7 protein-coding genes and 1 pseudogene are annotated in these 11,255 nt (G+C 75.2%); 3 read left to right on the top strand and 5 right to left on the bottom strand.

All coding sequences use genetic code 11. From position 1 onward, the window contains the following. Positions 1 to 21: 21 nt before the first annotated feature. Both ACF09E_RS16240 and ACF09E_RS16245 read right to left on the bottom strand, forming a co-directional pair. A complete protein-coding gene (locus tag ACF09E_RS16240) occupies positions 22 to 2,862 on the bottom strand; it encodes a putative bifunctional diguanylate cyclase/phosphodiesterase (RefSeq protein WP_392206110.1) in 2,841 nt (946 codons plus the stop codon). A gap of 808 nt (positions 2,863 to 3,670) precedes the next feature. Beyond that, entirely contained in the window at positions 3,671 to 4,636 is a 966-nt protein-coding gene (locus ACF09E_RS16245; protein ID WP_392205778.1) for a 2-hydroxyacid dehydrogenase, read from the bottom strand. A gap of 75 nt (positions 4,637 to 4,711) precedes the next feature. Between ACF09E_RS16245 and ACF09E_RS16250 the strand changes: the two genes are divergently transcribed. From ACF09E_RS16250 to ACF09E_RS16260, 3 genes and pseudogenes are all read left to right on the top strand, one after another. Further along, positions 4,712 to 5,734, top strand: a complete 1,023-nt coding sequence (locus tag ACF09E_RS16250; RefSeq protein WP_392205779.1) for an aldo/keto reductase — start codon at positions 4,712 to 4,714, stop codon at positions 5,732 to 5,734. Between the two features lie 100 nt (positions 5,735 to 5,834). After that, positions 5,835 to 6,977, top strand: a complete 1,143-nt coding sequence (locus ACF09E_RS16255) for a PQQ-dependent sugar dehydrogenase (protein ID WP_392205780.1) — start codon at positions 5,835 to 5,837, stop codon at positions 6,975 to 6,977. A 14-nt stretch (positions 6,978 to 6,991) separates the two neighbouring features. Next, positions 6,992 to 7,078: pseudogene (locus ACF09E_RS16260) on the top strand (hypothetical protein); the annotation flags it as partial. 146 nt (positions 7,079 to 7,224) lie between these two features. Here ACF09E_RS16260 and ACF09E_RS16265 read toward each other — a convergent pair. The 3 genes from ACF09E_RS16265 to ACF09E_RS16275 form a co-directional block, all read right to left on the bottom strand. Continuing rightward, positions 7,225 to 10,278 (bottom strand): AAA family ATPase, encoded by a 3,054-nt coding sequence (locus ACF09E_RS16265; protein ID WP_392205781.1) that lies wholly within the window; start codon positions 10,276 to 10,278, stop codon positions 7,225 to 7,227. Between the two features lie 7 nt (positions 10,279 to 10,285). Next, positions 10,286 to 10,483 carry a hypothetical protein gene (locus ACF09E_RS16270; RefSeq protein WP_392205782.1) on the bottom strand — a complete coding sequence of 66 codons (198 nt, stop codon included), beginning with the start codon at positions 10,481 to 10,483 and terminating at the stop codon, positions 10,286 to 10,288. 172 nt (positions 10,484 to 10,655) lie between these two features. After that, a complete protein-coding gene (locus ACF09E_RS16275) occupies positions 10,656 to 11,237 on the bottom strand; it encodes a hypothetical protein (RefSeq protein WP_392205783.1) in 582 nt (193 codons plus the stop codon). Positions 11,238 to 11,255: the final 18 nt, after the last annotated feature.

The raw sequence follows: 11,255 nt of genomic DNA on the forward strand, positions 1-11,255 counted from the left end.
CCCTCTCAGCCCTCACCACTGTCAAGTGGGTGGGACGGGCGTCTCATTATTTGAGCGGAACGGGGGACGGTTTCCGGCCCGCACGGGGACCGCTCCGGGCAGCGGGTACGCGTCCCGTACGAGCGCCCTGCGCAGCCGGTACTCGTCGAGCGGGCCCGAGAAGGCCATGCCCTGGGCGTGGCTGCAGCCCATCGCCCGCAGGGCGACGACCTGCTCCGGTACGTCGACGCCCTCGGCGACGGTCCGGATGCCGAGCTCGTCGGCGATGCGGAGCACCCCGCGGGTGATCTTGCGGAGGCGGGCCGACTCCACGACGCCCTCGACGAGGCCCCGGTCCAGCTTCAGTATGTCGACGGGAAGCCTGCGGAGGGCGTTGATCGCCACATGTCCGCTGCCGAATCCGTCGAGGGCGATCCGCACGCCGAGGCGGCGCAGGGTGATCAGGCGTTGCTCCAGGTCGTCGAGCGGGATCCTGGGGTCGCTGTCGGCGAGCTCGACGATCAGCGAGCCGGAGGCCAGTCCGTGCCGGGTGAGCAGGGCCTCGATCGAGCCGAGCGGCAGGGAGCGGTCCATGAGGCGGCGGGCGGAGATCCGGATGGCGACGGGGACGCGGTGGCCGGCTCCGGCCCGCTCGGCGGCCTGCTCGACGGCCTCCTCCAGCAGCCAGCGCCCGAGCTCGGCGGTGCGCTCGGCGTCGTCGGTGACCCGGAGGTACTCGGCGGGGGTGAAGAGGATGCCCTGGGCCGAGCGCCAGCGCGCCTGGGCGCTGACGGCCGCGATCCGGCCGGTGGCGAGGTCGACGACCGGCTGGTGGAGCAGGGCGAACTCGCCGTCGTGGAGGGCGGTCCGCAGCCGGGCGGCGAGCTCGGTCCGGCGGACCACCTCGGCCTGCATCTGGGGGGCGTAGAGCTCGACGCGGTCCTTGCCCGCCGCCTTGGCGCGGTACATGGCCAGGTCGGCGTTGCGCAGGAGGTCGCCGGCCTCGATGCCGGGCTCGGCGAAGGCCACGCCGATGGAGGCGGCGACCCGGACCTCGGTGCCGCCGTCGACGCGGTAGGGGCGGGAGAGGGTGAGGCGGAGCCGGTCGGCGATCTCCTGGACCTGCTGCCGGCGGGCCGCCTGGTCGCGGCCGCCGTCGCCGAGGATGAGGGCGGCGAACTCGTCGCCGCCGAGCCGGGCGGCCGTGTCGCCGGCGCGGACGGAGTCGTGCAGCCGGCGGGCGGCCTGGACGAGGAGGTCGTCGCCGGCCTGGTGGCCGAGGCGGTCGTTGACGCCCTTGAAGCCGTCGAGGTCGATGAAGAGCACGGCGGTGCCCACGTCGGAGGCTCGGCGGCCGCCGAGCGCCTGCCGGACCCGCCGGGTGAAGAGCGCCCGGTTGGGCAGGTCGGTGAGCGGGTCGTGCTCGGCGTTGTGCTGCAACTGGGCCTGGAGCCGGACGCGTTCGGTGACGTCCCGGCTGTTGAAGATCAGTCCGCCCTGGTGCCGGTTGACCGTGGACTCGACGTTCAGCCAGTCGCCCCGGCCGGAGCGGAAGCGGCACTCGATCCGGGTCGTGGGCTCCTTGGCGGGCGAGGCGGCGAGGAAGCGCCGCACCTCGTGCACGACGGCGCCGAGGTCCTCGGGGTGGATCAGCGAGGCCAGCTCGGAGCCGATCAGCTCCTCGGCGTCCCGTCCGTAGACCCCGGTGGCCGCGGGGCTGACGTAGCGGAGGATCCCGTTCGGCGCGGCGATCATGATGACGTCGCTGGAGCCCTGCACGAGCGACCTGAAGTGGTTCTCCTTCTGCGCCAGTTCCTGGGTCAGGGCGATGTTGTCGAGGAGCATGATGCCCTGGCGCACGACGAGGGCGAGGACCACCGTGCAGCCGGTGAGGACGACGACCCGGTCGACCCGGCGCCCCTCCACGACGTTGTACAGGATGCCGAGCGTGCAGACCGCGGCGGCGAGGTAGGGCGTGAGCGCGGCGAGCGAGCCGGCGACCGGGCGGCTGTGCAGCCACTGGCCCCGCGCGGCGGCGACGGCGGTGTCCGGGAGCCGGCGCACCCCCCAGGGCGCGTAGGCGAGCAGCAGGGAGCCGGCGAACCAGCCGGCGTCGAGCAGCTGGCCCGAGGCGTAGTTCTCGCGCAGCAGCGGCGAGGTGAACAGGGCGTCGCAGAGCACGGTCAGGGCGAGGGCCGCGATCGCGGTGTTGGTCGCCGACCGGTTCGCCTGCGAGCGCCGGAAGTGGAGGACCAGGACCATGCTCACGAGGACGATGTCGAGCAGCGGATAGGCGAGCGACAGTGCCGCCTGGGACACCGGCTCGTTCTGGAAGTGGGCGGTACGGGCGAGGGCGAGGCTCCAGGACAGCGTGAGGAGCGAGCCCCCGATGAGCCAGGCGTCGAGCGCGAGGCAGACCCAGCCGGCCCGGGTGACGGGTTTCTTGGCGAGGACGAGGAGGCCGACGATGGCCGGCGGGGCGAAGAGTAAGAAGAAGAGGTCGGCGACGGAGGAGTCGGGCACCTCCGTGCGGAGCACGACCTCGTACCAGCCCCAGACGGCGTTGCCCGCGGAGGCCATGAAGGAGGAGAACGCGAAGAGCAGCCAGGCGGGGCGGGCGCTGCCGCGGTGGGCGCGCCCGTAGAGGAAGCAGGAGACCGCGGCGGTGAGGGCGGCGGCGCTGAGTCCGAAGTCGCCCATGAAGAGCGCGAGCCCGGGCGATCCCCAGCCGAGCGAGGCGCCGGTCGTGTAGCCCGCGCAGATCACCACCAGGGCGATCTGGGCGAGGAGCGATCCGAGGCGGGGCCGGTCGGGGTCCGGGTGGCCGGGTTCGGCGCCCGTGGCGGCGGGTCGCCGGTCGAGGACCGCTCCGGGGGCGGTCACCGGTCCCTCCGGAGCCGGGCCGCCGCACCCGGCGGCGTCGTGCGGCCGCGCCGGCGGCTCGTCGGCGCGGCCGGGCGCGTGCCCGTCGCAGTCGTGGGGGCCTGCGGGGTCCCGTACGACCGGGACGGCCCGCTCCGGCGGGGCGCCCGGTGCGCGGACCGCAGGGGCGACGGCCCTCCGCACGACGGCCGGCTCCAGCGCGGACGCCCCGCCGGAACCGCCGGAACCGCCGCTTTCTGCCGCCCCGACGGCGCCGGGGGCGCCGGGTGGCGTGGAGTCGCCAGGGGCCGCGGGGACGTCGTCCCCCACGGGGATCGTGAGCGGCGCGGCGGCGCGGGCGGCCGGGGCGCCGCCGGGTCGAGCGGCCGGGCCCGGCGGTTCGGCACCGCCGCCCCCGGCCGGACGGTCCGGCCCGGCCCCCGGTCCGGTTCCCGGCCCGGCGTGCGCGTCGGCCGCCGGCCCGGTGCCCTGCGGTTCGGGCGCTCGGGGCTCACGGTGCGGCGCGGCCTGGTCCGGCACGGAACACGCGAGGCCGGCGGCGAGGTCCGGAAGGCCCGCCGCCGGCGGCGTCGCCGCGTCGGATCGCCGGTCCTTCGGCCGTACTTCACCCGTCGCCCCCCTCGGAATCTGATGACCCGTCACTTCGCTCCCAGCGTCAGCCCGTACTCGACGCAGTCCCCCCGCTCCGGGACGATACACCAGGACGGTCACTCAGGGACAGGGTCGCAGTACTCTCCGTGACTACCGGGCGACGTGCAGGTGGCGCGTGTCGGAGGCGCGCGCCACCCGGCCGGCCCAGCACGGCCGCTCAGCCGGTGGTGAGCAGCGTGTTGGCCGGCTGCTCGCCCGCCGCGAACCGCCGCAGCTGCGTCGCGATCAGCCGCTTCGCCCGCGGCATGAAGGCCGAGGTGGACCCTCCGACGTGGGGGCTGATCAGGACACCCGGAGCGTGCCACAGGGGGTGTCCGGCCGGCAGCGGTTCCGGGTCGGTGACATCGAGTGCCGCCGTGATCCTGCCGCTCTCGACCTCCTTCAGCAGGGCCGCGGTGTCGACGACGGGACCGCGGGCCACGTTCACCAGGAGCGCCCCGTCCTTCATCCGGCCGAGGAACCCGGCGTCGGCGAGATGCCTGGTCGCGGGCGTGAGCGGGGTGGAGAGCACGACGACGTCGGCCTCCGGCAGGAGCGCCGGCAGCTCCGTCAGGGCGTGGACCTCGCCGCGCGCTGTGGTGCGTGCGGAGCGTGCGACGCGCGCCACCCGCGCGCACTCGAAGGGCGCGAGCCGGTCCTCGATGGCGGCGCCGATCGATCCGTACCCGACGATGAGGACCGACTTGTCGGCCAGGGCCGGGTAGAAGCCGGCCCGCCACCGCTCGGCGTCCTGGCCGCGCACGAAGCCGGGGATGCCGCGCAGCGAGGCCAGGATCAGGGCGAGCGTGAGTTCGGCGGTGCTGGCCTCGTGGACGCCCTTGGCGTTGCAGACGGCGACGCCCGCGGGCAGCGCGTCGAGCCCGGGGGTCACGTGGTCGATGCCGGCGGACAGCGTCTGCACGACCCGCAGCGAGGTCATCGCGGCCAGCGGCCGTACGGCGATCTCGGAGCCCTTCATGTACGGGACGACGTAGAAGGCGCAGCGCGCCGGGTCGGCCGGGAACTCCGGTCCGCCGTCCCAGAAGCGGTAGTCCAGGCCCGACGCGCCCGGCTCGGGGAGATCGTCGATCTCGTCCGCGGGAATCGGAAGCCACACGTCAGCGGTGGTGTTCTCGCATCTCATGACCGGGAGGCTATGCGAAGAATCCCGTGCGCCATTGGTTACTTTGGGGGACGGCACAGGGAGGGGTACCGGCAGGTGGAGCGCAGGACTATCGGGGCGACGGCGCTCGACGTGGGTGCGATCGGCCTGGGGTGCATGCCGATGAGCTGGGCGTACAGCCGTTCGGAACAGCGGGGGGACCGCTCGCTGCGGACCGTGCACGCGGCGCTGGACGCCGGGGTGAGCCTGCTCGACACCGCCGACATGTACGGGCCGTTCACCAACGAGCTTCTGGTGGGGCGGGTGTTGAAGGAGCGACGGGCGGACGCCTTCGTCTCGACGAAGTGCGGACTGCTCGTCGGCGACGGCGGCGAGCGCCGGCACGTGGTCGCCAACGGCAGGCCGGGGTACGTCCGTCGGGCGTGCGACGCCTCGCTGCGGCGCCTGCAGACCGATGTGATCGACCTGTACCAGCTGCACCGCGCGGACCCCGAGGTGCCGGTCGAGGAGACCTGGGGCGCGATGGCCGAGCTGGTCTCGGCCGGCAAGGTGCGGGCGCTCGGGCTCTGCGCGGTCGGCAGCCGCTCGGCCCGCCGGCGCGCGACCGGGCTCAGCCGCGACGGCTACGAGGGAACGATCCGCCAACTGGAGCGGATCCAGCAGGTGTTCCCGGTGGCGGCGGTGCAGGCGGAGCTGTCGGTGTGGTCCCAGGAGGCACTGCTCCGGCTGCTGCCGTGGTGCGCGGTGCGCGGGGTCGGCTTCCTGGCCGCGATGCCGCTGGGGAACGGCTTCCTGACCGGGACGCTGACCCCGGGCGGCGGCTTCGAGCCGGACGACCCGCGGGCCCGGCACCCGCGGTTCACGGCGGAGATGATGGCGGCGAACCAGCCGCTGGTGGCGGGGCTGCGGCGGGTGGCCGCGCGGCACGGTGCGGAGGTCACCCCGGCGCAGGTGGCGCTCGCCTGGGTGCTGGGCCGGGGGCGGCACGTCGTGCCGGTGCCGGGCACGAAGCGGGAGTCCTGGGCCGTGGAGAACGCCCGGGCGGCCGGACTCCGGCTGACCGCGGCCGACCTGGCGGAGATCGCGGCCCTGCCGGCGGCCCGGGGGTCCTGGGACTGACCGCGGCGCGGATCGGGCCGTGGCATCGGGAACCTGATCGCGTCGAGCGGTGTATCAAGGGTGAAGGGATGCCGCTCGACTCGTCGAAGGGGACCGCGCCATGAGCCGTCCTGCAGTTGTGAAGGCCCTGTGGGGCGCCGCCGTGCTGGTCCTGGTGGCGGGCTGCTCCTCGGGAGGTACGGAGGATCGGCCGGGCACGGCCCCGCCGACGTCGGCGACGGCGTCCGCCCCGGCGACGCCCGGCGGCTCGGCCGGCCCGTCCGCGACCGCGGGCGCGCGGGCGACGGTGACCGGCACGCTCACCGAGGGGCTCAGGTCGCCCTGGGGGCTCGCGGAGCTGCCCGACGGGGATCTGCTGGTGTCCTCGCGGGACGAGCGGACGATCACCCGGGTCGACGGGCGGACCGGGGCGAAGACCCCGCTCGGCGAGGTGCCCGGGGTGGTGCCGGGCGGCGAGGGCGGTCTGATGGGCCTCGCCGTGCGGGACGGCTGGGTGTACGCGTACCTGACGGCCGCGTCCGACAACCGCATCGTGCGCATGCGGTACGGAGGCGGGGACGGCGACCGCCTCGGCGCGCCCGAGCCCGTGCTGACCGGCATCCCCAAGGGTGCCGTGCACAACGGCGGGCGGATCGCGTTCGGGCCGGACCGGATGCTGTACGCGGGGACCGGGGAGACGGGACAGACCGGTCTGTCCCAGGACCGGGAGTCGCTCGGCGGGAAGATCCTGCGGATGACGCCGGAGGGCGAGCCGGCGCCCGGGAATCCCTTCCCCGGTTCGGTGGTCTATTCGTACGGACACCGGAACGTGCAGGGGATCGCCTGGGACGACGAGGGCCGGCTGTGGGCCGCCGAGTTCGGGCAGAACACCTGGGACGAGCTGAATCTGGTGGAGCCCGGGAAGAACTACGGCTGGCCGGAGGCGGAGGGGCGGGCCGGGAAGGCCGGGTTCGTGGACCCGGTGGCCCAGTGGCCGACCTCGGAGGCCTCCCCCAGCGGGATCGCGTACGCACGGGGCGCGATCTGGATGGCCGGGCTCAGAGGCGAGCGGCTGTGGCGGGTCCCGCTCGCCGGGGCGGACCGCTCGGGGGACCCCCAGGCGTTCCTCTCGGAGGAGTACGGACGCCTGCGCACGGTCCTCGCGGGGGGCGGCGGGCGGCTCTGGCTGGTGACCAGCGAAACCGACGGCCGGGGCACGCCCGGCTCCGGGGACGACAGGATTCTCCGGCTGGAGGTGCGCTGAAGGAGCCGGTGACCGTGCTCGACCCTTCGGCGGAGCTGTTCGCGCCCGGCCATAGGCACACCGAGGAGGAGCTCCGCGGGCAGGCGCTGACCAGGGAGGACCCGGGTGACGCCGACCCGTCCCGGGGGCCCATGGACCTCACGCCGGGCCGCGTGACGATACGGGCCCCCGCCGCCCGACGGCGGGGGAGGCGGCGACGGGCGGCGGGGCGGCCGGCGACACGGCGGAGGGCGGCGGGCCCGGTGGGTCAGAGGGGTGTGGCGAGGAGGTGGAGGCGGTGGGCCAGGGCGGCGGCCTCGCCCCGGCCTGAGACGCCGAGCTTGGCGAGGATGTTGGAGACGTGGACGCTCGCCGTCTTGGGCGAGATGAAGAGCTCCTCGGCGATCTGGCGGTTGGTGCGGCCGGCCGCGACGAGGCGCAGCACGTCCTGCTCCCGGGGGGTCAGGCCGAAGGTGTCGTCCGCCGGCTCCGCGGGGACCGTGGCCTGCTTCTCCTCGGTGAGGGAGAGGCGGGCGCGGGCCGCGAGGAGTTCCACGTCCTCGCGGAGCGGGCGGGCGCCGAGGCGGACCGCGGTCGCGCGGGCCTCCCGGAGCAGGGCCGTGGCCTCCTCGCGGCGGCCGCCCTCGACGAGCAGGGCGTCGGCGAGGCGGTGGCGGGCCCGGGCCAGCTGGTGCGGGCGTCCGAGCGGCTCGAAGGCGGCCACGACCTCGGCCCAGCGGGCCGCCGTCTCGCGGCCCTCGGCACGGGCGATCTCCTCGGAGACCTGCCGGGAGTACGCCTCCCAGACGGGGGCCGGGGTGGCGAGGGCGCGGACGCAGCGGCGGACGACGGCGAGCGCCTCGGCGCGGCCCTCGTCGGCGGCGGGCAGTCCCCTGCTGTCGGCCTCGGCCGTGACGGCGGTGAGGACGAGGGGCCAGCCGTAGCGGTGGGTGCTGGGCGGGAAGCCCGCCGCCACGGTGGCGGCGAGCCGGGTCCGGACGTCCTCGACGCGCCCCTCGGCCGCCGCGACGGCGATGTCGACCTGGGCCATCGGCAGGACGTACTGCGGGATGGTGTCGCAGCCGTAGGCGGCGCGGGCGTCGGCGAGGTGGCCGCGGGCAGCGTCGAGTTCGCCGCGGGCGACGGCGAGCTGGGCGAGGCGGAGGGAGGCGGAGCCGCGGGGCTTGCTGCTGGTGGCCGAGCGGACCAGCCGGGCGGCGATCTCTCCGGCCTCGTCCCAGCCGCCCAGGGAGAAGAGGGACTCGGCGCGGTTGGACTCGACCCAGCCGATGCTGTCGACGAGCCCGTAGGAGCGGGCGACGCGGATGCCGGTCTCGGCCAGTTCGACGGCTTCCGCCGAGCGGCCGAGGGATTCGAGGGCGGAGGAGATGTTGATGTGGGCGCGGGCGGTCTCGGTGAACTGGCCGAGGGTCGCGGTGCGTTCGCGTACCGCGTGCATCTCGGCGAGGCCCGCCTCGACGTCGCCGGCGGCGGTCATGAGGGTGCCGAGGGTGAGCCGGGCGTTGAGTTCGATCGACTCGGCGTTGACGAGCCGGGCGTACTCGACGGCGCGTTCGGCGGCGGTGAGGGCGTCCGGCCCGGGGTTGCGGAGCATGCCCCAGCCGGCGGCGCCGACGAGGACCACGGCGTGCACGGCGGACGGCGGGAGGCCCTTGACGAGTTCCTGGGCGCGGGCGATCTCCTCCCAGCCGTCGCCGCGGCCGAGGTTGGACTGGAGGCGGGCCCGTTCGGTCCAGAACCAGGCGGCGCGCAGGGGGTCGCCCGGCTCGGCGTCGTCGAGGACGCGGAGCGCGGTGCGGCAGATCTTCAGGGCGCGTTCGCGGTCGCCGCTGAGCCGGGCGGCGACGGCGGCCTCCGCGAGCAGGTCGAGGTAGCTGAGCGCGGCGGTCTCGGGGTCGCAGCCGCAGGCCGGGTAGGCCTCGGCGTAGTCCATCGGCCGGAGCGAGCCGCGGGTCTCGGCGGGGGCGTCCTCCCAGAGCTCCATGGCCCGTTCGAGCAGCCGGAGTTGTTCGGCGTAGGCGTGGCGCTTGCGAGTGGCGACGGAGGCGCTGAGGACGGCGGGCAGGGCCTTGGCGGGGTCGTGGGCGTGGTACCAGTACGTGGCCAGCCGGTTGGCGCGCTCGTCGGCCCGGACCAGGCCGGGTTCGGCCTCCAGGGCCTCGGCGTAGCGGCGGTTGAGGCGGGAGCGTTCGCCGGGGAGCAGATCGTCGCTGACGGCCTCGCGGACCAGGGAGTGGCGGAAGCGGTAGCCGTCGCCGTCGGGGACGGCGAGCAGGAGATTGGCGCCGACGGCGGCCCGCAGGGCCTCGATGAGGTCGTCCTCGGTGAGCCGGGCGACGGCGGCGAGGAGTCCGTACTCGACGGTGGAGCCGCCCTCGGCGACGATCCGGGCGATCCGCTGGGCGTCCTCGGGGAGCGTCTCGACCCGGACGAGCAGGAGGTCGCGCAGGGAGTCGCTGAGCTGGCCGGCGGCGCAGCCGGCCTCGTGGGAGACGACGAGTTCCTCGACGAAGAAGGCGTTGCCGTCGGAGCGTTCGAAGACCTCCTCGACGAGGGCGGGGTCGGGTTCGGCGGCGAGGATGCCGGTGAGCTGACGGTGCACCTCGGTGCGGGTGAAGCGGGCGAGTTCGATGCGGCGGATGGTGCGGAGCCGGTCGAGTTCGGCGAGGAGGGGGCGCAGCGGGTGGCGGCGGTGGATGTCGTCGGCGCGGTAGCTGGCGACGACCACGATGCGGCCGCGGCGCAGGGTGCGGAGCAGGTAGGTGAGGAGGTGCCGGGTGGAGGCGTCGGCCCAGTGCAGGTCCTCCAGGACGAGGACGACCGTGCGGTCTGCGGCGAGCCGTTCCAGGAGCCGTACGGTCAGTTCGAAGAGGCGGGCGGTGGAGTCCTCGTCCGGGGAGTCGTGGCTGCCGGGTTCGCCCAGTTCGGGCAGGAGGCGGGCGAGTTCCGCCTGCTGGCCCTCGGCGGCGGCGGAGAGCTCCTCGGGGAGGCGTCGGCGCAGCGAGCGCAGCGCGGCGGCGAAGGGGGCGAAGGGCAGTCCGTCGGCACCGAGCTCGACGCAGCCGCCGAGTGCGACGACGGCGCCCCGGGCGCAGGCCGTGTCGAGGAACTCCTCGATGAGCCGGGTCTTGCCGACGCCCGCCTCGCCGCCGATGAGCAGGGCCTGGGGCTCTCCCGCGGTCGCGCGGGAGAGCGCCTCGGTGAGGGCGGTGAGTTCGCCGGCGCGACCGACGAACACGGGGCTGACTGACCTGGTCTCCACGGCGCCGAGCATCGCACAGCCGTCCGCGCCGTCGCTCATACGGGGGTCACGCGGCCCGGACGAAGTGGCCGCGTCCGCCGTCTCCCACCCGCCCCTCCGCGTCCTGGCCTCCGCTGCGGCGGCCGAGGCGGCGCAGCCCCCGGGCGGAGCGTGCCGTCTCGGCGGCCTCGTGGGTGAGCCGCTGGACGGCGGCCTCGCGGACGAGCTGGGCGTGGTTCATGCGGTGGAGTTCGTACGCGAACATGGGGTGCTCCCTGGTTCTTCCGGTGTCGGCATCGCTCCTTGCGATGCCTCCACTGTCGTGTCCCAGGGGGTGCGGCCGCATCGGGCGTGTGCCGCATGTCCGGCGTACGGGGATCCTTAGGCGGGGTCGCGGGGGGCCTTAGGCGTTCCCCGCGTCCCTCGGGTATCCGGGGTCAGGATCCGGCGGTCGGCAGGCTCAGGAAGAGGTCGAAGTAGGTGCCGACCGACAGCAGGACGCCCAGTCCGCCGAGGACGGCGCCGGCGACGGCGACCGAGCGGACCCAGGCGGGGCGCCCGGGGAGGACGAGCACGAGGACGGCGACGAGCAGGGCGATCAGCGCGAAGACGCCGTTGACCAGGGCGGTGCTGTGCCAGGCGTCGCCGTAGATCTCGGAGATCTGCTGGGCGGGGGTGCCGGATCCGGAGGTCTTGATCTGCCCGAGGAGGGTCTCGCGCTCGGAGACGACCTTGCCGGTCCAGGTGCCGGTGAGCGCGACGGCGCCGAGGGCGGCGGAGACGACGGCCGCGGCGGCGCCGCCGATGCCGGCGGAGGCCGGGGCGGCCGCCTCGGCGGACAGCTCGTCGGCGGCGGCGAGGCCGGCCTCGTCGTCGGGTGCGTCGGTCGCCGCGGCGGCGGGCTCGGAGTCCTGCTTGTCGAGGGCGACCGCGGCCGTCTCCTCGGCGGGCGCGGGCGCCTCGGCGGTCCCGGCCTCCGGTGTCTCGCCGGTCTTCTCTGTCGTCGTCTTGGTGTCCATGCGCGGCACGCTAGGCGC

The organism is Streptomyces sp. NPDC014891 (assembly GCF_043081085.1).
Taxonomy (GTDB): Bacteria; Actinomycetota; Actinomycetes; order Streptomycetales; family Streptomycetaceae; genus Streptomyces.